The sequence below is a fragment of the Bacillales bacterium genome, assembly GCA_035700025.1.
In the GTDB taxonomy this organism is placed as follows: domain Bacteria; phylum Bacillota; class Bacilli; order Bacillales; family DASSOY01; genus DASSOY01.
This window is the reverse complement of sequence record DASSOY010000003.1, coordinates 30,216-54,544: the sequence shown is the minus strand read 5'-3', so window position 1 is coordinate 54,544 and position 24,329 is coordinate 30,216. Positions and strand designations below refer to the sequence as shown.

The 24,329-nt window shown below is 48.4% G+C and carries 24 protein-coding genes; 22 read left to right on the top strand and 2 right to left on the bottom strand.

Going from position 1 to position 24,329, the window contains the following annotated elements; translation table 11 throughout:
- From VFK44_00425 to VFK44_00400, 6 genes are all read left to right on the top strand, one after another.
- The gene (locus VFK44_00425; protein HET7626836.1) at positions 1-918 is read left to right on the top strand and encodes a type II secretion system F family protein; all 918 of its coding nucleotides are present in this window, start codon (positions 1-3) and stop codon (positions 916-918) included.
- A 119-nt stretch (positions 919-1,037) separates the two neighbouring features.
- Complete coding sequence (locus VFK44_00420) at positions 1,038-2,633, top strand: amidohydrolase (protein ID HET7626835.1); 1,596 nt, start codon at positions 1,038-1,040, stop codon at positions 2,631-2,633.
- 77 nt (positions 2,634-2,710) lie between these two features.
- Positions 2,711-3,352: a DUF2953 domain-containing protein gene (locus tag VFK44_00415; protein ID HET7626834.1), complete on the top strand. Its 642-nt coding sequence runs from the start codon at positions 2,711-2,713 to the stop codon at positions 3,350-3,352.
- On the top strand, positions 3,297-3,755 hold the full coding sequence (gene ytfJ, locus VFK44_00410; GenBank protein ID HET7626833.1) for a GerW family sporulation protein: 459 nt from the start codon (positions 3,297-3,299) through the stop codon (positions 3,753-3,755). The genes VFK44_00415 and ytfJ overlap by 56 nt, the downstream gene beginning before the upstream one ends.
- 123 nt (positions 3,756-3,878) lie before the next feature.
- A complete protein-coding gene (locus VFK44_00405; GenBank protein ID HET7626832.1) occupies positions 3,879-4,652 on the top strand; it encodes a phosphotransferase in 774 nt (257 codons plus the stop codon).
- Positions 4,649-5,635: a class I SAM-dependent methyltransferase gene (locus tag VFK44_00400; protein ID HET7626831.1), complete on the top strand. Its 987-nt coding sequence runs from the start codon at positions 4,649-4,651 to the stop codon at positions 5,633-5,635. Before VFK44_00405 ends, VFK44_00400 begins: the two co-directional genes overlap by 4 nt.
- Here VFK44_00400 and VFK44_00395 read toward each other — a convergent pair.
- A complete protein-coding gene (locus VFK44_00395) occupies positions 5,630-6,679 on the bottom strand; it encodes a putative sulfate exporter family transporter (protein HET7626830.1) in 1,050 nt (349 codons plus the stop codon). The genes VFK44_00400 and VFK44_00395 overlap by 6 nt on opposite strands.
- A gap of 155 nt (positions 6,680-6,834) precedes the next feature.
- On the opposite strand from VFK44_00395, the gene VFK44_00390 reads away from it, so the two are divergent.
- From VFK44_00390 to VFK44_00335, 12 genes are all read left to right on the top strand, one after another.
- A complete protein-coding gene (locus VFK44_00390) occupies positions 6,835-7,734 on the top strand; it encodes a LysR family transcriptional regulator (protein ID HET7626829.1) in 900 nt (299 codons plus the stop codon).
- A 272-nt stretch (positions 7,735-8,006) separates the two neighbouring features.
- On the top strand, positions 8,007-8,858 hold the full coding sequence (locus VFK44_00385) for a MurR/RpiR family transcriptional regulator (GenBank protein ID HET7626828.1): 852 nt from the start codon (positions 8,007-8,009) through the stop codon (positions 8,856-8,858).
- Between the two features lie 19 nt (positions 8,859-8,877).
- Positions 8,878-9,993 (top strand): serine hydrolase domain-containing protein, encoded by a 1,116-nt coding sequence (locus tag VFK44_00380; GenBank protein ID HET7626827.1) that lies wholly within the window; start codon positions 8,878-8,880, stop codon positions 9,991-9,993.
- Positions 9,994-10,033: 40 nt separating this feature from the next.
- On the top strand, positions 10,034-11,329 hold the full coding sequence (locus tag VFK44_00375) for an extracellular solute-binding protein (protein HET7626826.1): 1,296 nt from the start codon (positions 10,034-10,036) through the stop codon (positions 11,327-11,329).
- 71 nt (positions 11,330-11,400) lie between these two features.
- Positions 11,401-12,384, top strand: a complete 984-nt coding sequence (locus VFK44_00370; protein HET7626825.1) for a sugar ABC transporter permease — start codon at positions 11,401-11,403, stop codon at positions 12,382-12,384.
- A 12-nt stretch (positions 12,385-12,396) separates the two neighbouring features.
- Positions 12,397-13,221: a carbohydrate ABC transporter permease gene (locus VFK44_00365; GenBank protein HET7626824.1), complete on the top strand. Its 825-nt coding sequence runs from the start codon at positions 12,397-12,399 to the stop codon at positions 13,219-13,221.
- A complete protein-coding gene (locus VFK44_00360; GenBank protein HET7626823.1) occupies positions 13,218-13,991 on the top strand; it encodes an HAD family hydrolase in 774 nt (257 codons plus the stop codon). Before VFK44_00365 ends, VFK44_00360 begins: the two co-directional genes overlap by 4 nt.
- 49 nt (positions 13,992-14,040) lie before the next feature.
- Positions 14,041-15,015 carry a BadF/BadG/BcrA/BcrD ATPase family protein gene (locus VFK44_00355; protein ID HET7626822.1) on the top strand — a complete coding sequence of 325 codons (975 nt, stop codon included), beginning with the start codon at positions 14,041-14,043 and terminating at the stop codon, positions 15,013-15,015.
- A 15-nt stretch (positions 15,016-15,030) separates the two neighbouring features.
- A complete protein-coding gene (gene murQ / locus VFK44_00350; GenBank protein ID HET7626821.1) occupies positions 15,031-15,951 on the top strand; it encodes an N-acetylmuramic acid 6-phosphate etherase in 921 nt (306 codons plus the stop codon).
- Between the two features lie 249 nt (positions 15,952-16,200).
- Positions 16,201-17,535 carry an ABC transporter substrate-binding protein gene (locus VFK44_00345; protein ID HET7626820.1) on the top strand — a complete coding sequence of 445 codons (1,335 nt, stop codon included), beginning with the start codon at positions 16,201-16,203 and terminating at the stop codon, positions 17,533-17,535.
- 65 nt (positions 17,536-17,600) lie between these two features.
- Complete coding sequence (locus VFK44_00340; protein HET7626819.1) at positions 17,601-18,494, top strand: sugar ABC transporter permease; 894 nt, start codon at positions 17,601-17,603, stop codon at positions 18,492-18,494.
- Positions 18,495-18,504: 10 nt separating this feature from the next.
- Positions 18,505-19,341, top strand: coding sequence for a carbohydrate ABC transporter permease (locus tag VFK44_00335; GenBank protein HET7626818.1), 837 nt, complete (start codon positions 18,505-18,507; stop codon positions 19,339-19,341).
- Positions 19,342-19,659: 318 nt separating this feature from the next.
- On the opposite strand, the gene VFK44_00330 is transcribed toward VFK44_00335, so the two are convergent.
- Positions 19,660-20,019, bottom strand: a complete 360-nt coding sequence (locus VFK44_00330) for a hypothetical protein (protein ID HET7626817.1) — start codon at positions 20,017-20,019, stop codon at positions 19,660-19,662.
- Positions 20,020-20,239: 220 nt separating this feature from the next.
- Between VFK44_00330 and VFK44_00325 the strand changes: the two genes are divergently transcribed.
- The 4 genes from VFK44_00325 to argH all read left to right on the top strand — a co-directional run bounded on the left by VFK44_00325 (position 20,240) and on the right by argH (position 24,329).
- Positions 20,240-21,091 carry an EcsC family protein gene (locus tag VFK44_00325; protein HET7626816.1) on the top strand — a complete coding sequence of 284 codons (852 nt, stop codon included), beginning with the start codon at positions 20,240-20,242 and terminating at the stop codon, positions 21,089-21,091.
- Positions 21,088-21,585 carry a MogA/MoaB family molybdenum cofactor biosynthesis protein gene (locus VFK44_00320; GenBank protein ID HET7626815.1) on the top strand — a complete coding sequence of 166 codons (498 nt, stop codon included), beginning with the start codon at positions 21,088-21,090 and terminating at the stop codon, positions 21,583-21,585. The genes VFK44_00325 and VFK44_00320 overlap by 4 nt, the downstream gene beginning before the upstream one ends.
- Positions 21,586-21,726: 141 nt before the next feature.
- Positions 21,727-22,932 (top strand): argininosuccinate synthase, encoded by a 1,206-nt coding sequence (locus VFK44_00315; GenBank protein ID HET7626814.1) that lies wholly within the window; start codon positions 21,727-21,729, stop codon positions 22,930-22,932.
- On the top strand, positions 22,929-24,329 hold the full coding sequence (argH, locus tag VFK44_00310) for an argininosuccinate lyase (GenBank protein ID HET7626813.1): 1,401 nt from the start codon (positions 22,929-22,931) through the stop codon (positions 24,327-24,329). The genes VFK44_00315 and argH overlap by 4 nt, the downstream gene beginning before the upstream one ends.

Sequence of the window (24,329 nt, the reverse complement as noted above, 5' to 3'; positions counted from 1 at the left end):
ATGCTTTACATCACATTCTTTTGCACATTCCTGCTGATTTGCATGTTTTGGACCACGGTTCGCGAAGAAAGAAGAAAACTCGTGCAATCGCGCATTTCCTCCGTCTTTCATCAAGACGGAGCGGCTGTCCCCAGCGACGAGAATGAGAGACAATCGTTGTGGGAAAGAGTCGGATCTCCACTCTGGGGTGAAATAAGACGGAATTTCCAGCGGAAAATGAAACGCGAACAGGCAGCGAAACTGGAAATCAAGTTGTTGCGAGCCGGAAGTCCACTTGGGATGGGACCGGTGGAGTACCGCTTGTTCAAGCTTACGCTGCTTTTAATTTTTCCGGTGATCGCATTTTTTTACGGGGAATTGCTCGGCAATCGTTCGTCGATCACAATCCTGTTCGTCACGTTCTCAGTTCCGGTCGCTGCGGCTTTGCCCGGTTTTTATTTGCGAATGAAGACGAAATCGAGAAATGAAAAAGCCTTGAAAGAACTTCCGGATATCCTTGATCTCCTGACCGTCAGCCTTGAAGCCGGACTCGGGTTTGACTCGGCGCTTGGCAAGGTGGTTTCGCGCAAAAGCGGGGTTCTGCCGGAGGAATTTCACCGCTGCCTGGAGGAAATTCGACTCGGGAAAACGAGAAAGGATGCTTTGAGCGGGGTAAGGGAGCGTTTGACGCTGAACGAACTGCGGGTGTTGATCAGCAACATTTTACAGGCAGAGAAATTAGGCATCGGTCTAGTGAAAGTACTGCGAATTCAATCCGAAGAAGTAAGGGAGCAGCGAAAACAACGAGCCGAAGAAAAGGCGATGAAAGCGCCGATCAAAATGCTTTTTCCGCTCGTGCTGTTTATCTTTCCTAGTCTCTTTATCGTTTTGTTAGGACCGGCGGTTTTACAATTCATGGACGCGTTTGCAAACAATTAAAACACGGATCGGTCCAAGAGCTTCGTGCTCGTGTGACATGATCAGTGTTTTTTTGTGCGCAGCTATGGACGATCATGTTAAACTGGTGCATGAAGCATAAAGAACGGGAGAGAGATGTTGTGGGAACATTATGGTTCGGCGGAAAAATATACACGATGCGCAAAGAGAACGAAAAGACGGAAGCCATTTATACGGAAAATGGTAAAATTGTAAGAATCGGCACAGAACGAGCGATTCGCGAGGCTGTCGACAAAAAAATTACCCGGGAAATAGATTTGCACGGAAATGTGATGTATCCGGGATTTGTCGACAGCCATTTGCATATGATCGGTTACGGAGAGAAGTTGTTGCGGCTGGATTTGTCAGACGTATATTCTTCCGAAGAAATGGCCAGGAGGATACGCGAAAAAGCAAACGGGGTGCCTGCCGGCGAATGGGTAATCGGCGAAGGGTGGAATGAGAACCATTTTCCCGATCGGAAAATTTTTCATAAGAAAGAACTTGACGACATCGCCCCCGACAAGCCGTTAATCTTGACGAGGGTATGCCGCCATGCTTTGCTTGCCAATTCACAGGCGCTCGCCTCGGCGGGGATCGACGCGCATACGCCAGATCCGCCTGGAGGGGTGATCGTGCGCGACAACGAAGGAGAACCGACCGGCTATTTGCTCGATAATGCGCAACAACTCGTGCAAAATCAAGTTCCAAAACAAAGCGATACCGAATTGCGGTATGCTTTACGAATTGCGGTGAACGATTTGTTACGGCGGGGACTAGTCGGCGGGCATACGGAGGATTTGTATTACCATGGCGGTTTCAAGCGAACGTGGAATGCTTTCCGTGAGGTCATAGACGGGAAAAGGATTAAATTTCGTACGCATTTGCTCGTGCACAATCAAGTGGTGGGAGAAATGTACGAGGAAGGCGGCCGGTATGGAGAAGGGACATCCTTCGTCAAATTCGACGCGATGAAAATTTTCGCCGACGGAGCTTTCGGAGGGCGGACGGCGTTGCTCAGGGACCCGTATAACGATGCTCCCGACACGTCAGGCGTGGCGATGTATGATTTGCCCGAATTGAAGTCGCTTGTGAGGAAGGCGCGAGCTTGCGATATGCCTGTTGTCATTCACACGATCGGCGACCGGGCTCTTGAGCTTGCGGTGGAAGCCATTGAAGCCTTTCCGGTTCCGGAGGGGATGAGGGACAGGCTCGTGCATACGCAAGTAACACCTCCCGATTTGATTAATCGACTGCGGGCGCTGCCCGTCGTACTCGATATTCAACCACAATTCGTTCCGTCTGATTTCCCTTGGGTGATCGAACGGCTCGGCGAGCCGCGAATGAAGCACTCGTTTGCCTGGAAAACGCTTCTCGAAGCCGGCATTGCTTGCGCAGGAGGATCGGATGCGCCGATCGAGATTCCCGATCCGTTGCTCGGCATCCATGCGGCCGTGGCTAGGAAACAGCCGGGAGAGCCGGGGAAAGGATTTTACCCCGAACAATCCCTATCCGTGTACGAAGCAGTTTCTTTGTATACGAAAGGGAGCGCATACGTGATCGGCAAAGAATTGGAACGCGGCCAAATAGCCCCGGGCTATACCGCCGATTTTACCATTTTGGATCGAGACTTGTTTGCTGTCGACATCGAGGAGATCCCCAACGCCAATGTGATGAAAACGGTCGTCGACGACAGCATCATGTATGACAACGAATGAACCGTCTCGCTATCGAGGCGGTTTTGTTTATTTCCCTTCACAGGCGGAGATACTGTAAATGGAAAGAAGGGAATGAAATGGTTGCGTATGCGGCGCTTATTGCAGTCGTCATCGGCCTGTTCGCGTTGCTGTGTTCAAGGCTTTACGTCGAAATTCAATTTTGCCTTCAAGATCAATCGAATGATATGACGATCACGATGCGCGTATGGGGCATTAAGGTTTATTCACGGCATCATTCCGTTGATTTAAACGGTTATCCGGCGAAAGAGGGGAACGAATCGGCGAAAAAAGAAAAATCAGGTCTTGACGAGAGTTTAAAGCTTACGCAAAGAATGGTAAGAAAACTTGAAAATGCAGTGGCTGCGGTTCGCCGGTTTGCGAGTAAAGTCACTTTTGTCGATTTTGCTTGGCACAGCCGGATCGGATGCGCCGATGCAGCCGTTACCGGTATGACGGCTGGGTCGCTATGGGCGTTGAAGGGAAATGCACTCGGCGTATTGGATCGTTTTTTTCAATGGAAGACGGAACCGGAACTTTCCGTTGAACCGCTGTGGCAGAAACAACGGTTTGAGACCACGATCGCCTGCATGTTTTCTTTCAGAATCGGGCATGCTATGCTCGCAGCGAGACGCATTTTCAAGTCCTTGAAAGGAGGCAACGGCGATGCCGGAACAGCAACAGGAACATCCGATTCAAGGGTTGATGAACACCGCGCTTGAAAATTTGCAGGAAATGACGAGTGTCAATACCGTAATCGGAGATCCCGTGGAGACGCCGGACGGCAGTATCATCTTGACCGTTTCCAAAGTCGGCTTCGGGTTCGCTGCGGGCGGAAGTGAGATGAGCGGCTCGAAAGATGGGGGCGGACTCCCTTTCGGCGGTGGAAGCGGAGGCGGTGTTTCCATAACGCCGATCGCTTTCTTGATTGTGAAAAAAGACGACATTCAATTGATTCATCTCGACAACACAACGCATCTTTATGAAAAAATGCTGAACTTGGCGCCGCAAGCGGCGGAGAAAATTCAACAAATGTTGAAAGGAAAGAAACCGCAAGCGAACCAAGGCCAACCATCCAATCAAGCGAATCAAGCCAGCCAAACAAATCAAACGCCCGTACAATAATTTCTCACCCGATACGCTTCTCGGGTGATTTTTTTGCGCTGCTCTTCAGGCGCCCCTTAAGCCGCTGTTCTCTTTTCTATGTTAAAATGCTAGAGGAAGTCGGGACAAAGGAAGGTTATCAAGATGGATGAAGTGGTGAGAGAACTTTCCGAAAAAGATTCAACGCATCGGGTGCATCTCGTCAAGCATCCGAAACACGGGGAAATTGTCAAAAAAACGTTTTTCGATCCGGTAACTTTCAAAAGAGAAATCGAAGCTGTTAAAGCTATCGACCGTACGATGCGGCCGGTCGTCTACAAAATCGATGTCCGCCGCCGCTGTTTGTACATGTCTTATCAACCGCTTGAGGAAGCCTTTGATTGCGCGAACAAAGACCTTGCCGCCGCTGCCCTTATGAAGCAGTTGCACCATACGACGAGAAGGTATGGAGCGGTTTATGACCCCGGCACAGGCGAACATTTCACGACATGGAAAGATTATTTGGCGCACGCTTTTCGAAAACCGGTGGAATCGTTACGTGACTGGATTGCCGTTGGTGAACGCCTTGAAGAAAAACTTGCGCAATTGAAAGACTCGCCGTATACCCCTTTGGCTTACATTCACGGCGACTTTAGGTTCGCGAACATCGGCGAACGAAACGGGCGATTATTACTGTTTGATTTCGATCGTTCGATGATCGGCGACCCTTATTGGGACGTCGCTCAGTATGCTTTTGAATCGGCGCGTTGCAAAAGTCGTTTTTACGAGGCATACGGTGTTGAAGATGTTGCGAAAGCGGATGCGCACGTATGGTTTGTTGCGCTGCAAAAAGCGGCCAAACTCGCAAAAAGCGATCGGACGGACAGCAACGGTTTCGCCAAATGCATGGGAGTCTTGAAAAACGGAGGGAAAGCATGACGAATACAGAAAAATGTTTTCAAGTGTTGGATGATTCGAGCGTTTTGTTGTCAGAAACCGAAGACGTTCCTTATTTGGAAGCACTGGCGGAAACAGGGGAAAACTTGTTTCAGCATGCAGTCTTGCAACCGGTCCGTTCGGAAGTCGTCAAAAAACTTGAGGACCTTTATTCGAACATCGACATCGAACAACTGAAAGCGGAAGAGATCCGCAAAGCGTTCCAGTTGGCAGTGTTAAAAGGGATGAAAGCAGCGACGCAGCCGAACCATGAAATGACGCCGGATGCCGTCTCTCTGTTTATCGGCTATTTGTTCAACAAGTTGTCGTCCGAACGCGACTCAGTAACTATCCTCGATCCAGCGGTCGGTTCCGGCAATTTATTGACCGCTGTGCTCAATAGCGCGCAAACAAAGGTTGACCAAAGTTACGCTGTGGATGCCGACGAGTTATTGTTAAAATTGGCATACGTCAGCAGCAACTTGCAAAAACACGCAACGCAATTTTTTCATCAAGACAGCATCCAGCCTTTGTTGATCGATCCTGTCGATTGTATTGTTTGTGATCTTCCGATCGGGTATTATCCGCATGAAGCCATTGCCGCCGGCTATGATGTGCGAGCGAAAAGCGGTCGTTCTTTTGCCCACCATTTGTTGATCGAACAAAGCTTGCGGCACTTGAAGGATGGCGGATACGCCATTTTCCTTATTCCAAACGGCCTTTTTGAAAGCGACCAGGCGGGAGCATTAAAAACATTCATTTCGAAAACGGCCGCCATTCAAGGTCTTCTTCAGCTGCCGCTTACGATGTTCAAGAAAGAACATTATGCCAAGAGCATCATGATTTTGCAAAAACACGGGGAAAACGCGCATCCCCCCTCGCAGACACTGCTCGTCCATTTGCCAAGCTTTTCGAACGAGCGTGCGATGCAAAGCATCGTTCAGCAAATCGATGATTGGTTTCGAAAGGAGAAACCGCATTTATAAGGACAAGTAAGTGATCATCGACAGCAAAACAGAAGTGAGTGTCATTGCCAGCAGCGGACGGAGCGCTTTTTTCCGTAATGCCGCGAAGCTGACATTCAACCCGAGGCCGACCATAGCTGCGGTTAAGATAAAGTGAGAGAGTTCCGAAATCCCCGACAGCCAACGATCGGGGATTTCAATTAGATCACCGATAAGGTAACTGCCGATCAAACTCATCGCGACAAATCCGAGCAAAAACCACGGAAATGGCGTCTTCGTGCCTGGAGTATCGTCGCTTCTTTTTCCTCGATTCATCCAAAACACCAGCACAAAGCAAAGCGGGATGAGAAGAAACACCCGGCTGAGTTTTGCAAGCAGCGCGATCGCAAGCGGATCTTGACCAGCGGGAGCGGCGGCAAGAGCGACATGGGCGATTTCATGCAAGCTCACTCCGGACCAGACCGCATAATCGGCGGGAGACAGCGGCAAAAACGGCCGAATGAACGTATAACTAAGCGCGAAAACGGTGCCCATGAAGGCAATGATGCCGACTCCAATTGCCGTATCCTCTTCTTTCGCCTTTATGATCGGCGAGGCTGCGGCGATCGCCGAAGCTCCGCATACCCCGGTACCCACGCCGAGAAGCAGCGAAAGAGAGAGGTCGGCTTTTAACCATTTCGCCAAAATCATCATAACGAGCATCGCAAAAACGATCGTGAACGCCCCTCGCGCCAACAACGGCAATCCTTCATTGAAAATCACGTTGACGTTTAATTTTAAACCATATAATACAATCGCATATCGCAACAATTTTTTCGCGGAGAATTCAATTCCGGACCGAAGCGATTCCGGGTATCCCCAGATTTGCCTGTAAACGACAGCGAGAATGATTGAGCAAGCCATCGAACCGACATGGTCGGGGCCGGGAAGTTGAGCGAGCCCATAGCCTAGACCGGCAATGACGAAGGTAAACAAAAGTCCCCCCATCCACTGTCTAAACGGCCATGGGTTACGTACCGTATCGGCTATTGGCTGTGCCGCTGCCGTAGTTTCTGAAGTTTTCATTCTCAAATCCTTGCCCCCTGTTTATTCATCCGTGCGTAACGAAACTTTTTTAAGCGTAAGTCACAGGGAACGATAAGTAAAATAAATAATAAATATAGTGACGATAAGTAATGTGTTATAATGATGCCAAATTCAGCGAATCGAGGGGTTTCATGATGGATCAACATTTACTCGTGTTTGTCACCGTCGCTGAGAAGAAAAACTTCTCCCGCGCTGCCGAAGCTTTACATATGACACAACCCGCTGTGAGCCAATACGTGAAAACGCTGGAACAAGATATAAACGCGACGCTTTTGGAACGGAACAATAAAATGGTGAGGATGACGAAAGCCGGGGAAGTCGTCTATCATCACGCGAAAGAAATTCTCGGGTTATACGCGCGCATGAAAACGTTGGTTGTCGATTTAATGCAGACAGCAGGAGGGCCGTTGGCGATCGGGGCAAGTTATTCGTTTGGGGAATATGTACTGCCTCAGCTGCTTGCCGACTTGCTGCAGCAGTATCCGCTAATCAAACCCTCGGTCATGATCGGAAACTCTGCCTCAGTCGCAGACAAGATTTCTCGTCGACAGTTGGACATCGGCATCATTGAGGGGGATGTGCATGACCAAAAGCTGGCGGTTCAACCGCTTGTGAAGGATTACATGATGGTCGTTGTTTCTCATAATCATCGGTTTGCCCGAAAGAAACAGGTCGAGCTGGCTGATCTCCAACAGGAAACATGGATTGTACGGGAAGAAGGATCCGGAACGAGGGAAATGACGGAAAAAATGTTTTCGCTTCATCAATTCAAGCCGGAAAAAACGATGGAGTTCGGCAGCACACAATTAATCAAGGAATCAGTTGCAGCCGGTATCGGCGTATCCTTTTTGTCGCAGTGGACGATCCGCCGGGATCTGGAAGCCGGCACTTTAAAGGCGTTGCCGTTGAAAGAGTTTCCGTTCACGAGAAATTTTTCATTGATCACGCAAGCCACCCCATTTCAAACAAAAGCGGCAAAAGTATTTTTGGAACTGATGGAACAAAATGCCCCCCGACTCCATCTTTTTGATTGAAACAGGAACTTTATTGAACAAGGGGCGGTTATGCGCGGACGATCTATACGAATTTCATATCGTGACGATGAAAATAGATGAATGAAACGAGACTCCCGATATAATTTTCGTTCATCACAACTCTCACTGAAAAACCCTGTATGAGTTTTAGTGAGCTTTTTATGAAATATTATTTCGTAAAATATATTGACTTATGTAATAAAATTTAATATACTCATTTATATTATAAAGATTAAAAATTAACAAAAAATAATGCGGAATGGAGGGACTATGTGCTGAAGGGCGGATTGGTAAGCATTAAAGAATCTCTTGCACATTTAAAGCCTTCGGAACAAAAAGTTGCGCAATATACGCTGGATCATCCGGAAGAAATGGTCAACTGCTCGATTCAGAAACTTGCTAAGTTGGCGAAGGTTAGTGAAGCGACGATCGTTAGATTCGCTAAATCAATGAAATGTAAGGGGTTTCAAGAACTGAAATTACGAATCGCCTATGATTTGAACAATCGAAACGACACGGATCATTCGTATGAGGAGATTGCCGCGGATGCTTCCGTGCATTCTCTAATTCGCTCGGTTTCTCACAACAACATTCAATCGATCAAAGACACATTGTCCGTATTGTCTGAAGAAGAAACGGAAAAGGCGATTAAAAGTTTGTGTACCGCCAGGAAGATCTCCGTTTTCGGAATAGGGGCATCTGCCGTGATCGCGGAAGACTTCAAACAAAAACTTACCCGCATCGATCGCTGGTGTGAAGCGGCTTATGGCTTCGATGCCATGGCGACGGTAAGTGCGAATCTTAATGAACGGGATGTGGTTCTGGGTATTTCTAATTCCGGGCAGACGGACGATATAATTCGCTCGTTGAGACTCGCCAAGGAAAACGGGGCGACGATCATTTCACTGACGAAATTCGGCGATAATCCGGTTTCGCAGCTCGCGGACATTACATTGTATGCCAGTTCGTTGGAAAAAAGCATCCGAAGCGGCGCGATGAGTTCTCGCATTTCGATGTTGAATGTTGTCGACATATTATACATCGGTATTGCCAGCGAAAATTACCAAGCGAGCATCGAAAAGTTGGAAAAGACGAGAAAAGCGGTACGGCAGTCGAAACTATAGGGTAAAAGGACGTTGCCGAATGTTGAACGAAGTGCCGGAGACCGTTGCGGAACGGTCAGGAATCGACCCCATGAAGTTGGACCTAGCGTTCTCTCTTCTTACGGATGCCGTAGAGCAAAAGTTGACGCCGAGCGTCGCGGCGCTCGTCGGGAGACGCGGTCAAATCGTCGGTCAATATGCGGCGGGGCATTACGCAATGGCCGATTCTCAGCGCTACGAAACATCCATGCAAACATTGTATGATTGTGCTTCTTTGACGAAGGTCGTTGTGACGCTGCCGCTAGTTTTGAAGCTCATCGAAAATCAATCGATAACTCTAAGTGATTGCGTTGCGGACTTTTTGCCTGAATTTCGAAACGGAAAGAAGGCGTCGGTGACGATCCATCACTTATTGACACATACTTCAGGGCTGCCGCCTTCGGTAGAAAAAACTTTTCTAGGATGGGAATCCGAAGAAATCAAAAATTTCCTCTTCTCGCAAGCCCTTGCGGATGAGCCGGGAAAGCAGGTGATCTACAGTGACTTAGGATTCATCGCGTTAGGTGAAATTGTTTCAAAAGTGTTAGGACAGCCGTTGGACGAGGCCGCCGATCACTATTTGTTTCGGCCGCTTGGCATGACGGACAGCAAGTTCTGTCCTTCCAAAACGTTGCGTGAGCGAACGGCCGCGACCGAGTTCAGATCAGACATTGGTTATCGCCTTTGGGGAGAGGTTCATGATGAACGTGCATTTGCATTAGGAGGAGTTTGCGGACATGCCGGTCTGTTTTCGACAGCAGTTGATCTCGGTGTGTATGCAGCCATGTGGTTAGAGGAAGGAAGTCGAGATGAACATCGCATTCTTTCACCTGAATTAATCCGTTCCTCCGTTCGCAATCATACGAAATCATTGAACGGGAACCGTGGATACGGTTGGGTATTGAAAGGAGACGGTTACGATGTATCCGGTAACCGATTTTCTTCCCGTTCCTTTGGTCATACCGGTTATACCGGGACAAGTCTTTGGATGGATCCAGACACCGGTTTATACGTAATATTGCTGACCAACCGAGTATATTTCGGGAGACGGCAACCGCTTGCAAAATTGAGAAAGGCGTTTCATGACGCAGTGGCGGCCAGTATGTTTCGCCTATAAGCAAGCCGTGTTTTTTTCAAAAAAGAAGGGAGCAAACACGTTGAAAAAGAAAATATTGTCGTTATTTATCCCGTTCTTAGTGATTTGTTTCATTATGTCCGGCTGCTCCGGCAACGATTCAGGGAGTGAATCCGGCGCAGGAGGAAGCGATGGCGGGAACAATGAGAAAAGTAAAGAGCCTGTAACGCTGACCATGTATAGTTGGAGAACTGAAGATCAAGCCGGCTACGAAAAGATCATTAAAGCCTTCGAAGCCGATCATCCGGACATTCACGTCGAGTTCAAGCCTTTTAAATCAACAGAATACAACACGATTTTGTCCAACACGCTCGTCTCTGGCCAAGGCGCTGATATCATTCAATTGCGTCCTTATAACAAAGATATTCCGGACAACGGCTATTTGGTTCCGCTGGATGACATTAAAGGATTATCGAACATTTCGGATCAGTTTAAAGACGCGGCAAGGGGCAGCGACGGAAAAGTATACGGTGTTCCGCTTTCCTTGAACAACGCAGTCATTTTTTACAACACGAAAATCTTTGAGGAAAATGGCATTTCAGTCCCGAAAACGTGGGAAGACTTCGTCAATGTTTGCGAGACTCTGAAAAGTAAGGGGATCACACCGATTGCGCAATCGGGCAATGCGGCTTATCTGCTTTCTTTGTTGCACAGCGTAATCGCGCCGTCCGCTTACGGAGGTAACGAATTCGTTGAGAAAATCACAAGCGGAGAAACGGACTTCACCGATGAAGGATTCAAAGCTTCCGTGCAAAGAATGAAGGATCTTGCTCAATATTTCCCGAAAGATTTTGTCGGGATCAGCGATGACGATGCTCAAGGTCTCCTCTACGCCGGCAAAGCTGCGATGTACATTAACGGGGACTATCGTCTTTCGGAATTTCACGAAAAAGCACCGGACTTGCCGGTGGATGTGATTCCGGCACTTGAGACGCAGAATGGAAAAGCGCCTGTTACCGCATGGGTCGACAGCTCTTATGCGGTTGTGAAAAAGTCGGAGCACGTCGAAGAAGCGAAAGTCTTTATGGAGTTTCTTGCTTCGAAACAGTTCGGACAAATGTTCTCGGATACGTTTGCGCGGGTAAGCGCGGTCAGCGGCGTTTCGCCGGAACAGCCGATCATCAAGAAAATTTCGCAGGCGAGTGACAAGGCGACCACTCCTTACTTGATGCTCGTTCATTTCACGGGAGGATCGCCGTCAACGAAAACGACGTTTGAAAATGCGCTGCAAGGGATGTACACCGGACAAGTGACAATCGATCAAGTCATTCAAGAGACGCAGCAATCCGCCGAAAAATGGTTTAAACCGATGCAATAATTGTTCAAGATCACAGTCGGTCCCGAGGAGGAAAGACTGTGATCTTCCACTCTTTTTTGGAGGTCAAAACAATGCATGCTGCTTATAAGAAACAAGAAGATCCTCATCGTGGGGATGCGATCACAGCCTTGAACTCAAAACCATCGAAGCCGTTCAAATTCAAAAAGCATCTCGTTCATCTGTTTCTTCTTCCGGCCTTGCTCCTGTACGTCGTCTTTCAGATTTATCCGATCCTTGCCGCGTTTTACAACAGCTTTTTTGACTTCAGAGGGTACGTGCGCATGCATTTTGTCGGCCTCAACAATTTTGTAAAATTGTTTACCGAATCGCCGTACAATGAAAGGTTTTTCAATGCTTTCGGACATAACATCCTTTACTTTTGCGTCGTTTTCTTTTCGGAGCTTTGCCTGGCCTTCTTTCTTGCTTTGCTCATCAACAGCGTGACGAAAGGGCGCGAGTTTTTCAAGTTCGTTTATTTTGCGCCAAAGCTGTTATCCGTTATTGTCGTCGGATTTTTGTTCAATTTGATTTTAAACCCGATCCATGGGGCTTTGAACGCATTCCTCCGTGCCGTCGGCCTCGATTTTTTAACCGCGTCATGGCTCGGAAATCCCGACACGGCACTATTCGCGATCATTTTTGTCAGCAGCTGGTATGGCCTCGGTTTTTCGATGCTCGTCTACCTCGCCGGATTGCAGTCCATCCCGCAGGAAATTTATGAAGCCGCGAAACTTGATGGGGCATCAGGATGGCGAATGCTTTTCAACATTACGATTCCGATGGTCATGCAATCAATTATGGTCACGGTGATCTTGACTTTTATAGGTGCCTTCGAAACGTTTGAGCTCATTTATGCGATGGAAGGCTCGTCAGGCTCGCCTTATTATGCCACCGACGTTTTAACAACTTATTTTTACAGACTTGCCTTTGGTTCCATAGGAAGTAACTCATCGATCGGATTGGGCTCGGCCTTGGCTGTTATTTTATTTCTGTTGGTTGCTTGTGCATCCGCCTTGCTGTTGGTCTTTTTCAGAAAAAAAGAAGTCGATTATTAGGAGGAGACGGGGATGCAACTAAGCTCGTATTCGAAACCTTTGCGTTACGTCATATTGGGCGTTTTCGCGTTTATATTCTTATATCCCATTTTTTTAATGATCGTTTCGTCCTTTAAGTCGGACGTCGAAATTTTGACGCATCCGTTGGAATTGCCGAAACATTTCTCGCTTGAAAACTTCGTTGAGGTTTGGCAGAAAGTGCAGTTTTCCGATTATGTGTGGAACAGTGTACTTGTTACGGGCGTATCGATTTTCTTTATTTTGTTCATCGGTTCACTCGCCGCTTTTTACTTATCCCGCTACTCGTTCAAGTGGAACAAATTCTTGTTGTTTTTCTTCATGATCGGCTTGATGCTGCCGATGAAGTTAGCGATCTTGCCGTTGTACATCATGATGATTCATCTGCATCTGCTGAATTCTCTCGCTTCCTTAATGGTCATTTACGTGGCGCACGGCATGCCGCTTGCGGTTTTCATTTTTTACGCGTTTTTCCGAACGGTTCCGAAAGATCTAGAACAATCGGCCAAGTTGGATGGGTGCAATGATTTTCAAGTTTATTACAAAATCGTGCTGCCTTTGATGAAACCAGCGCTTTCGACCGTCGGCATCGTCAATCTAATCAGCATTTGGAACGATTTCTTCTATCCGCTGATTTTTATCCACGATGAAAACTTAAAAACGATTCCGCTTGGCATGCAAACGTTGTTCGGACAGTACAGCACGGATTGGAGTTTGCTCTTCGCCGGTCTTACGCTCGCTTCGTTGCCAATGATCATCGCTTTCATGTTCGCCTCGCGTCAGTTTGTCGAAGGCTTAACGACAGGAGCGGTAAAGTGAACAAGGGGCAAAAATGGATTACTTTTGACTTAGACGGAACTTTAATGCAGAATCCTTTTAAAAAATGGGTGTTTCCCGAAATTGCTGAAACGTTGGCGGACGAAATTCCAGATGCGGACATTATCGACGAATTGGTACGGGAACATAGCGTTCGAATGGGAGAAAGGCGTTACCGGGAAGCTTACGACTGGGATGATATGTTGAACAAGGTGGCTGCCTGCTATGGCGCATCGCACGCGCTTAGCGTTGAACGTATGGTGAAGCAGCATTCGGTTGTGCCGAAGGTTTATTTGCTTGAAGAGGGCATCCGCGAGGTATTGCGCAAGCTGTCGGATAAAGGATACGCGCTCGGTATTATTACGAACGGATTGGGAAAATATCAACTGCCGGTACTTGAAACGTTGCAGCTTAAAGATCACTTCGCAAAGATCGTGACGCCCGATCATGCGGGCTATGCAAAGCCGGATTTGCGAACAGCGGATCCGTTCACCGAGAACGGTGACGAACTCGTTGCCCACGTGGGCGATCGAGTCGATCATGATGTTTATTTTGCCAATCGGCTCGGCTGTCTCTCTTTCCTCATCGATCGTGACATGCCCGAGCAAGTCAGATGTCAATCGCCAAAGGATCGTACGCAGAACGAAAGCTATGTTGGAATATTGAAAGAGAAGTGGTCTAAAGGAAATCATTTGACGATACAAATAGCTTGTGAAGAGATTACGCCGTCCGCCGCTCTTTGTACGCTGGAAGAGTTGCCTGGCCTCTTGTGAAAGGAACGGACCGTCGCTCACGGTGGAGGTTGTGAAAGGAAGATCATCATTGACGAGAAAATGGATCGGAATCGATGGGGGAGGAACAAAAACGACGTGCGTGATCGGAGACGAAAACGGAATATTGTTCGCTCATGCCGCGGGTGACTCAGGCAACATTCAATCTCATTCGCCGGAGCGTGTGAAAGAAACGCTCTGCAGACTCATTGAAGAGGTTTTGGTAAAAGCCGGTTCGCGCCGTGAACAATTGGCAGTCATCTATCTAGCGTTGGCTGGTGCCGATCGGCGGGAAGATAAACAACGGATCGACGCTTTCTTGAATCCGTACAAGCGATCATTTGTCGATATCGTCATTGAGAATGATGCAAAGGCGGCGCTTGCCGCAGGTTCGTGGGGCGAACCGGGGTTGGTTTTAATCGCGGGAACGGGATCGATCGCGTATGGTTTTTCCTCCGAAAAAGCGGTGCGCGTAGGCGGCTGGGGATATTTGCTCGGCGATGAAGGCAGCGGTTATGACATTGGCCGACAAGCGTTGTCGGCTGTACTTAAACAGTTGGACGGCCGCGGGCCGAAAACATCGTTAACGGAATTTGTCTTAGAAGCGTTTGCAGTGTCGGAGCCGGAGCAACTAATCCCGCTTGTTTACGGAAGCCCCTACGTGAAAAATACGATTGCAAATTTGTCCGCGCTCGTGTTTCGGGCTGCCAAAACGGGAGATGCGCAGGCGCAAGCCATCGTCGAAGCTGCCGTTGCCGAGTTACTCGAATTGGTACGAACCGCTTACTGTGGAATGCCGGCGGTAGGCACGAACTTGGTGCTCAGCGGTGGATTATTTTCGAATGCTTTCTTCAAACAGGCATTCGTTGAAAAAGCAGGCGTAACGTTCGGCGATTTAAAGGTTGTTGACCCTGCTGTTTCCCCGGCGGTCGGTGCTTATGTGCTGGCATTGCGGCATTCCGGGATGGCGATTACCGAATCGTTGAAAAAAGAAATCAGGCAAAGTTGGTCACTTCTTCAAGGATAGGAGTTGTTGAATGCCGTGGAACGGTCAAAACAGAGGTGGACGACAGAACAAGTATCTCGTAAGTCTCAGAATCTCGACTTGTGTGAAGTCGGCGAGATCATTGAATTGATGAACGATGAAGATAAAACCGTAGCGAAAGCGGTTGAAAAAGCGTTACCGCAAATTGAGTCGGCCATTAAAAGCATTGTCGATGCGTTGCGTTCCGGCGGTCGGTTGTTTTACGTCGGGGCAGGAACAAGCGGGAGGCTTGGCATTCTCGACGCTTCGGAATGTCCTCCTACGTTCGGCGTAAGTCCCTTGCTTGTAAACGGATTAATTGCCGGCGGAGAAATGGCGTTGAAGCATTCGATCGAAGATGCGGAAGACGACGAAGATGCTGGGCGAGCGGAAATTCTAGAAGAGGTCGAGGAGGGCGACGCGGTTGTCGGAATTGCCGCAAGCGGATGGACGCCGTATGTCATAGGCGCCGTGACGGCGGCACGTGAAAAGGGAGCGGTTACGGTCGGCTTATCATGCAATGAAAATACGAAATTAAGCGAATGCGTGCAATATCCGATCGAAGTGCCGGTGGGACCGGAAATTGTTGCGGGGTCGACGAGGTTAAAGGCCGGAACCGCCCAAAAAATGGTGTTAAACATGATATCCACGACATCGATGATCAAACTCGGCAAAGTTTACGGAAATTTAATGGTCAACGTACAAGCGACGAACCAGAAATTGAGAAGACGCGTTGTTGAAATCGTCAAAGAGGTTGCAGGGGTTTCCGAAGAGGAAGCGAAGGCGGTTGCGGAAAGGGCGCAAGGGGATGCCAGGGCAGCGTTGCTGATGGTTATGTGCGACATCGATCAAGAGCGGGCGGCGCAAGCGCTGAAGGCGGCGAATGGCCATTTCCGCGAAGCGATGGCGTTCGTGAAACATTTGAATAGGCAAGGTTGAAAACGAGCTGCCGGGTTGTCGGCGGCTTGTTTTGTTTAATCGACGAAACGAAACGATGAAATAAAATTTCATTTCGCTAATATTTCCCCGTTTTTACGAATAAAATTTATCGAGGCTTGCCAACCGTTCGTCACACAGCAAATCTCCGCTGAAGTCTTGACGGCAAAACATCATCGCTTGAATACGAAGGGACAAGTCAAAAAATTAAACGGGGTGAAAAATGTGAGCGGATTGAAGAGAAAGACGTTCATGTTGGTTGCGATGGTTGTGCTGGTGATGGGAATGCTGGCTGGCTGTTCTTTCGGAAAGACGTCAGACGGCAGTGAGGGTGGCGCACAAGGGGAATTGGGCGGCGGAAATGAAGGGAAAGCCGTATCCGGTACGCTCGAAATACAATATTTCGTCGGTGGATATGGAGATGCTTGGTGGAAAGCGGTCATCAAAGATTTCCAAGCGAAGTATCCAGAAGTCGATGTGAAGCAATATGCGGGTCCGAACATAAACAAGGAAATGAAGACGCGTTGGATTTCGAACAATCCGCCGGATGTCGTTTACATTGACGGAGCGGGAGCGAGCGAAACGCAAATGGTCGAAGACGGACAGCTGATGGATTTGTCGGAATGGATCAACACGGTAAAATTACCGGATGGGACGCCGTTGAAAGACAGTTTCATTGTTCCGCCAAGCAAGTATGACGGAGGAAAGATATTCAGCTTGCCGCTCGTGTTTGATACGTGGGGTACGTGGTACGACAAAAATTGGTTTGAAAAAGAAGGCTTTGATGTGCCGAAGGATTTCCCGAGCTGGATGGCTTCGATGCAGGAAATTAAAGAGAAAGCGGGGATCGCGCCGTTCGTGACGACCGGGAAATATCCGTATTATTTTTTGCGCGGCGTATTGTATCCAGCGATTGCTGCGGCCGGCGGGGATGAGCTGTTAAATGCCGTCATCGACGGAGAGAAAGGTGCTTGGACGAGCGACAAAGTGCTCGGCGTCATGAAAAAGGTGCAGCAAATGCAGGAAAAAGGCTTCATCGACCCTGGATTTGCGGCACTGAGCCATACACAGTCGCAAATGAACTTCTTGCTGCACAAAAACGCCTATATTCCTGTCGGCTTTTGGCTGCCGAACGAAATGGCGAAAGACGTGCCGGATGATTTTCAATTCGGGTTCATTCCTTCTCCGATGAATGAACCGGGTGAACCGATGGTCATCGTTCCCGATTTGCGTCCGCTCGCCATTGCAAAAAAAGCGGAAAATCCCGAAGCTGCGAAGGCGTTCGTGCAGTTTGTGTTTCAGAAAAAATACGCTTCGAAATTTGCTGAGTTGACGGGTGCGATGATGAACATGAAAGGTGTTGATCTTTCAAGCAACCCGAAGGTGCCGGACTATTTGAAAGACGCGAACGAGATGATCAACAATCCAGACAAAGTTGCGATTCATCATAAAAATCATCCGATGGGCGCCGATCTTGAAACGCCGATTAGCAACGCCCTTGTTTCTCTCCTGTTAGGCAAAATCGATGCGGAACAGTTTTGCCAAAAAGCCGAACAGGCGGCCGAAAAATACCGAAACAATAAATAAAAGAGGCGGAGAAAGGGTCCGATCGGACCCTTCCTTTCCACTTTAATGGGAGGAGGAGAAGCAGTATGATGCAATCGAAAAATCAAAAATATATGTTTTTGCTGTTTTGTTTGGCGCCGACGTTCATCGTCTTTGCTATTTTCACGGTGTATCCGCTCTTGAACGGCCTTTATTTATCCTTTTTTGACTGGTCAGGCATGTCGGGGACGAAAGATTTCATCGGATGGGACAACTATAAACAGCTGTTGAAGGACCCAATCATCCCGAAAACGATTTGGCACGATTATTTTCTCGTCGTCACGAAAGTAGTCGGCATCATGGTTTTGTCCACGTATTTCGCTGTTGCCTTAACGCAATTGCGCATCAAGGAAGCGCCGTTTTACCGGATCGTTTTCTTTTTTCCGAATATCATGTCGGTCGTCATTATCGGGATATTGTGGACGTTTATCTACAATCCGGATTTGGGTATCGTCAATTCGGGATTGAAAGCGATCGGCCTGGGCAGCTGGGCAGAACCTTGGCTCGGGAGTCCGGATTGGGCGTTGGCGAGTCTTGTGTTGCCGTCCGTTTGGGCAGGCATCGGTTTGTTCATGCTCATGTTGATGGGCGGGATTATGAATGTGCCGAAAAATTTGTATGAGGCGGCGGATATTGACGGGGCCGGCAGTTGGCAGCAATTTTGGCGGGTGACGGTTCCGCTCGTCTGGCCGCAAATCAAAACATCGATTTTATATATCGTCATTACGACGTTGAACGGGTCTTTCATCATTGTACAAGTTATGACGGAAGGCGGGCCGAACAACGCCACACAAGTGATGGGCTCGTATTTGTATCAACAAGCATTCAAGCAATTTCATTTCGGCTACGGAGCGACGATCGGAGTAATGATTTTGATTTTGTCGCTGGCGACGGTGCTCATCCTGCAATTTTTATTAAGAAAAGAGAAAGTTGAGTACTAGGGGGGAGAAGATGAGGTTCGGTAAAATTTTAGTAAAAACCGGGATGCGCATTCCTTTGATTGCCTGGTCGATCGCGGTCATTTACCCGGTCATCTGGATGGTTCTCGGCGCCTTCAAGTCGAACGGCGAAATTTTCGCCTCCCCTTGGGCGCTGCCGAAATCGTTCAGCTTCGACAACTTCGTGACCGCCTGGACGGATTTCAACATCGGCTCCAGCTTTCTGAACAGCATATTCGTGACGATGCTCGGAACCGTCCTTTGTCTCGTCTTCTCGCTTCCGACTTCCTATGCGATCGAAAGAATTCGCTTCCGCGGCAGCAAAGTATTGTTCAATGTTTATTTGTCGGCGATGATGATTCCGATGGTGCTCGGCTGGATTCCTTTGTTTTTCCTGCTCATGAAGCTGCATATGTTGAACAGCTTGTGGGGGCTCGGCGTCGTCTATGCGGTTACGCAAATCCCTTTCAGCGTGTTTATTTTGACGAGTTTCATGGGGACGGTGCCGAAGGAATTGGAAGAATCGGCGGCGATCGATGGATTGTCTCCGTACGGCATTCTCTTTAAGATCGTCACACCGCTTGTCTTGACCGGCATCATTACCGTGTCGATCATGAATGCGATCACGTTTTGGAACGAATATTTCATGGCGCTCATCTTTTTGCAGTCCGATGATCAATACACGCTCGGCGTGGCGATGGACCTGATGAATCAGAAGGCACAATATACGAACGCTTGGGGCGCTTTGTTTGCCGGACTGACGATTGCTGTTATTCCAATCATGATCGTTTACGGTATCTTCCAGCGGCATATCGTCAAAGGCATGACGGAAGGCGCCGTAAAAGGGTGAATGTATCGGTCGTATTTGAAATGAATGAGATCGATTTATTTCTGCACGGAAAAAAATAGACATCCATGTCAAACTTTTTTTCGTATACTGCATGACAGGAAAGCACCTTTGAAACGGATGATTAGCATCCTCGATGGAGACGACGACAACCGCGGAGCAATCGGCGAAAACCGAAAAAGTTGTACAGATTGCCGACTTTTTAAAAGAAAACGGGATTTCGATTTAATCGATTTTGTTCGTACGGGCTTGATTGCCTCGTACGGACTTTTTTTTATCTCATCGGTGAGCAGGCGGCCGACGCGGGGGTTGTTTACGGCATTAACTGCTTGATGAGAGGGGGGTGACAAATTTAAAGTAACTGAGCCGTGTGATCCAAAATCCAATCAGAAACCCGAGGAAAATACTGCTAAATAGCCTTAAAAGCCCTCCGCCAAGACCATAATTAACGTAATCGCCTTGGGGAAACAGGAATAGGTTTAATGAAAAATCCGTGGCAACAGCGGAAATGACGAAATAAAGGGAAATACCCAATGCTAATTTCAACGGGGACGCGGCAGGTTTGTATTTTTTTATCAAAAAGAAAGATGTAATAACATAACCAACAACGAACAGTGCCAAGAGTATGATTTCGATTGTCGGGCCGCCGGTGACTTCGGTGTAAATTTTATGAAACGCCATATTCATTCCTCCTTGAAAGTTTGGTTTTCGACTCTAATCTCTTCCATATTAACATAAAATTCCTTTCTGCAGCATTTCCTTTGAGTGGATGACGTTCAATGGGCAACGTAGTTAAGGCGCATCATGCCAATGGATTTCGCACGACTTTTCTTTTCCGTGTTTTTTCATTTTGCGATGAACGCTGTATAATAGAAGAAAGAGGTAAAGGAGGTTTTGTTCGATGGGATGGACGGAGCGCGACGAACAGGTTTGGAAGCGGATTGAGGCTTGGGAAGATACGTATTTTACATATGAACCGAACGACATCGCCTTTACGTACGAACATTGGCTTGGCGCCGGTTTTGACAGGTTGAGCGCGCCGGTTCGCAAGAAGGTGCCGCAAACGATCGACACGCTTCTTTTTCATTTGCATGCTCTCATTCAAAATGCTCAGTTCCAAGCAGAAGCTAAGGAACGGTTGCTAAATGAAGCAAGACTGTTTCGTCCCGGAGTCAACCATATCGGCGATATGAAAAAGCTTGACATTGATCAACTCCGGTACATGGCGAGCCAAAACATTGCCAGACAAAGACTGATCTCCTTTGCTCAAGGCGGATTGACCGGCACCGGCGGATTTTTTTTGTTGGGCATTGATTTTCCGGCGGTTTTGGCGATCAACTTGCGTTCTGTGCAGTTAATTGCCATGAATTACGGTTACGAAGTAGCACTTCCTGCGGAAATGATGACTTCGTTGAAAGTCTTCCATACCGCTTCTTTGCCGAAACGGCTGCGGGGTGAGGCGTGGCGGGAGCTTGAGGATGAAGTGTTCGCCCAGACGTATGACCCGTATTTTTACGAAGATGACCATTTGCTCGTGAATGCCCATTGGATGGAACATACGTTAAAACAACTTGTAAAATCTGTTGTGATTCAATTGTTGAGAAAGAAAGTGGTTCAAGGTGTTCCGTTGCTCGGAATGGCTTTCGGTGCCGGGGTGAATTATCAATTTTCGCGGCGGATCAGCGAGCTTGCCCACTACTTTTACCAAAAACGGTATTTGTACGAGAAAAAACAGGCGGAGGCAGATGAATGAGCGAGGGGATCCGAAAGAAATCGAGGCTTGCGTGCAAAGTGATCACGGTCAGTGATACGAGAACGAAAGCGACGGATCGGAGCGGAGCATTGATTTGCGAGCTGTTGGAGCATGACGGGCACGAAATCACCGCTTATGAGATCGTACGTGATGAGGAACAACCGATTCGTGATGCGGCGTTGGCAGGTTGCGATGACGCAGAGGTGGATGCCGTGCTGCTTACGGGCGGGACTGGCATCGCTCCGCGAGATGTAACTGTGGAAGTGATCGAGGCGTTACTTGATAAAAAAATGCCCGGGTTCGGTGAGCTTTTCCGGATGCTCAGTTATACGGAAGACATCGGGTCGGCAGCGATGTTGAGTCGTGCAACGGCCGGCGGAAGGAACGGGACGGCTGTTTTCTCGATGCCCGGGTCTTCGGGGGCAGTGCGATTGGCCATGAATCGGCTCATCTTGCCTGAGCTTCGTCATGTCGCCGCTGAATTGCATAAATGATTATGTGTAAAATCATCGCGCCTATTCGCGGTGATTTTTTTGTAGATTTGGGCTTGCGTTCGTTTAAGGGTCATGTTATTGTGTATTTATACATTTAAACGCATATAAATACATTCGAGATAAATAGGAGGAGAGAATTTTATGGCAAATCCAAAGGTTGTATTGGCATATTCAGGAGGACTCGATACATCGGTGGCAATCAAGTGGTTGCAGCAGAAAGGTTATGACGTGATTGCACTCGGTCTTGACGTAGGGGAAGGCAAAGATCTTGACTTCGTTCGCGAGAAAGCCTTGAAGGTAGGCGCGATTCAGTCGTATTCGATTGACGCGAAAAAAGAGTTTGCTGAGGAATATGCACTAAAAGCGTTGCAAGCGCATGCGCTTTATGAAGGGAAATATCCGCTCGTTTCGGCATTGTCCCGTCCGTTAATTTCGAAAAAATTAGTCGAAGTGGCTGAGGAAGTCGGCGCGGATGCGGTCGCACACGGTTGCACCGGAAAAGGAAACGATCAAGTTCGTTTTGAAGTGTCCATTCAAGCGTTGAATCCCGATTTGGAAGTGATCGCACCTGTGAGAGAGTGGGCTTGGTCGCGCGATGAGGAAATCGACTTCGCCAAACATCACGGCATTCCGGTTCCAGTCGATCATGACAGCCCGTATTCGATTGACCAAAATTTATGGGGCCGCAGCAACGAGTGCGGTGTGCTTGAAAATCCGTGGACGGCGCCGCCGGAGGAAGCGTATGATATTACGACACCGCTCGACAAAACGCCGGATGAGCCGGACGTCATTGAAATCGCCTTCGAAAAAGGTGTCCCGGTATCGATTGACGGGCAATATTTGCCGTTGGCTGAATTGATTATGCAATTGAATAAAATCGCCGGAAAGCACGGCGTCGGTCGGATTGATCACGTGGAAAATCGACTCGTCGGGATCAAATCGCGTGAAGTGTACGAATGTCCGGGGGCGATGACATTGATCGCAGCCCATAAAGAATTGGAAGATCTCACATTGCCGAAAGAGCTCGCGCATTTCAAGCCGGTTGTCGAGAAAAAAATCACCGAACTGATTTACGAGGGGCTTTGGTTTTCCGCTTTGCAGCCGGCCGTGATGGCTTTTCTTGAGCAATCACAGCAGTCGGTCACCGGCGTTGTGCGCGTGAAATTGTTTAAAGGCCATGCCATCGTCGAAGGCAGAAAGTCGGAATACTCGCTGTATAACGAAAAACTTGCGACCTATACGCCCGATGACGAATTTGATCACGAAGCAGCGAAAGGATTCACATCGTTGTGGGGACTCCCGACGAAGGTGCACAGCATGGTGAACAAGAAGAAGGTGAACGTATGACGAAACTCTGGGGCGGGCGGTTTACGAAATCCGCAGCAGAGTGGGTCGACGAATTCGGGGCTTCGATTGCTTTTGACAGCGAACTCGTCGAAGAGGACATTCAAGGGAGTTTGGCCCACGTTTCGATGCTGAACCAATGCGGGATTTTATCGGATGAAGAAACGGCGGACATTAAAGGCGGCCTGCAAACGTTGCTGAAAAAGGCGAAGGCAGGCGCCTTGTCTTTTTCCGTCACGGAAGAAGACATTCATATGAACTTAGAAAAAATGCTCATTGATGAAATCGGTCCTGTCGGCGGAAAATTGCATACCGGCCGGAGCCGCAACGATCAAGTGGCGACGGACATGCACTTGTATTTGAAAAAAGAAGTGACCGCGATTTTGAAGGAAATCGCCGGGCTGCAAGAGACCTTGCTTGTCAAGGCTGCCGAGCACGTGGAGGATATTTTACCGGGGTATACGCACTTGCAACGTGCCCAGCCGGTTTCCCTCGCCCATCACTTGCTTGCGTACTTTTGGATGTTCGAAAGGGATTACGAACGTCTAACCGAAAGCTTGAAACGGATCGACCGGTCGCCGCTCGGGGCAGGTGCACTCGCAGGAACGACGTTTCCGATCGATCGGGAATATTCGGCAGAGCTGCTCGGATTCGGATCGATCTATGAAAACAGCTTGGATGCTGTCAGCGACCGTGATTTTATCGTTGAATTTTTAAGCAACGCCTCGCTCGTGATGATGCATCTTTCGCGCTTCTGCGAAGAACTTATTCTTTGGTCGAGCGAAGAATTTCGCTTCGTAGAAATTGACGATACGTTTGCGACGGGAAGCAGCATGATGCCGCAAAAGAAAAATCCGGATATGGCCGAGTTGATCCGCGGTAAATGCGGCCGTGTCTATGGAGATCTTTTTTCTTTGTTAACGGTCATGAAAGGGTTGCCGCTCGCTTACAATAAAGATTTGCAAGAAGATAAAGAAGGCATGTTTGATGCGGTCAAAACGGTGAAAGGCTGCTTGCGTATTTTTTCCGGGATGATCGAAACGAGTACTTTCCGCACAGAAGTCATGGAAGCAGCGGTCGCGAACGATTTTTCCAATGCTACGGAATTGGCCGATTACCTTGTTGGCAAAGGAGCTTCTTTTCGCGAGGCGCATGAAGCCGTCGGCAAGCTTGTGCTTTACAGCATACAAAACAAGAAAGTGTTGGCACAGTTGTCGTTCGAGGCGTTTCTTGATGTTTCACCGCTGTTTGAAGAGGATGTGTATTCTGTATTGAATCCCCGGACGGTCGTTGCAAGACGAAACAGCGCTGGAGGCACCGGTTTCGCGCAAGTACGCCAACAGTTGGATAAGGCGAAACACGTTCTCGGGCATAAATCGTCGCAAGAAAACGAATCCTAA

What these genes read in the sequence shown, in the direction of transcription:
- VFK44_00425 (HET7626836.1), top strand. Translation starts at nt 1, where the DNA reads ATGCTTTACATCACATTCTTTTGCACATTCCTGCTGATTTGCATGTTT.
- VFK44_00415 (HET7626834.1), top strand. Translation starts at nt 2,711, where the DNA reads ATGGTTGCGTATGCGGCGCTTATTGCAGTCGTCATCGGCCTGTTCGCG.
- ytfJ (HET7626833.1), top strand. Translation starts at nt 3,297, where the DNA reads ATGCCGGAACAGCAACAGGAACATCCGATTCAAGGGTTGATGAACACC.
- VFK44_00405 (HET7626832.1), top strand. Translation starts at nt 3,879, where the DNA reads ATGGATGAAGTGGTGAGAGAACTTTCCGAAAAAGATTCAACGCATCGG.
- VFK44_00400 (HET7626831.1), top strand. Translation starts at nt 4,649, where the DNA reads ATGACGAATACAGAAAAATGTTTTCAAGTGTTGGATGATTCGAGCGTT.
- VFK44_00395 (HET7626830.1), bottom strand. Translation starts at nt 6,679, where the DNA reads ATGAAAACTTCAGAAACTACGGCAGCGGCACAGCCAATAGCCGATACG.
- VFK44_00390 (HET7626829.1), top strand. Translation starts at nt 6,835, where the DNA reads ATGGATCAACATTTACTCGTGTTTGTCACCGTCGCTGAGAAGAAAAAC.
- VFK44_00380 (HET7626827.1), top strand. Translation starts at nt 8,878, where the DNA reads ATGTTGAACGAAGTGCCGGAGACCGTTGCGGAACGGTCAGGAATCGAC.
- VFK44_00370 (HET7626825.1), top strand. Translation starts at nt 11,401, where the DNA reads ATGCATGCTGCTTATAAGAAACAAGAAGATCCTCATCGTGGGGATGCG.
- VFK44_00365 (HET7626824.1), top strand. Translation starts at nt 12,397, where the DNA reads ATGCAACTAAGCTCGTATTCGAAACCTTTGCGTTACGTCATATTGGGC.
- VFK44_00345 (HET7626820.1), top strand. Translation starts at nt 16,201, where the DNA reads ATGTTGGTTGCGATGGTTGTGCTGGTGATGGGAATGCTGGCTGGCTGT.
- VFK44_00340 (HET7626819.1), top strand. Translation starts at nt 17,601, where the DNA reads ATGATGCAATCGAAAAATCAAAAATATATGTTTTTGCTGTTTTGTTTG.
- VFK44_00335 (HET7626818.1), top strand. Translation starts at nt 18,505, where the DNA reads ATGAGGTTCGGTAAAATTTTAGTAAAAACCGGGATGCGCATTCCTTTG.
- VFK44_00330 (HET7626817.1), bottom strand. Translation starts at nt 20,019, where the DNA reads ATGGCGTTTCATAAAATTTACACCGAAGTCACCGGCGGCCCGACAATC.
- VFK44_00325 (HET7626816.1), top strand. Translation starts at nt 20,240, where the DNA reads ATGGGATGGACGGAGCGCGACGAACAGGTTTGGAAGCGGATTGAGGCT.
- VFK44_00320 (HET7626815.1), top strand. Translation starts at nt 21,088, where the DNA reads ATGAGCGAGGGGATCCGAAAGAAATCGAGGCTTGCGTGCAAAGTGATC.
- VFK44_00315 (HET7626814.1), top strand. Translation starts at nt 21,727, where the DNA reads ATGGCAAATCCAAAGGTTGTATTGGCATATTCAGGAGGACTCGATACA.
- argH (HET7626813.1), top strand. Translation starts at nt 22,929, where the DNA reads ATGACGAAACTCTGGGGCGGGCGGTTTACGAAATCCGCAGCAGAGTGG.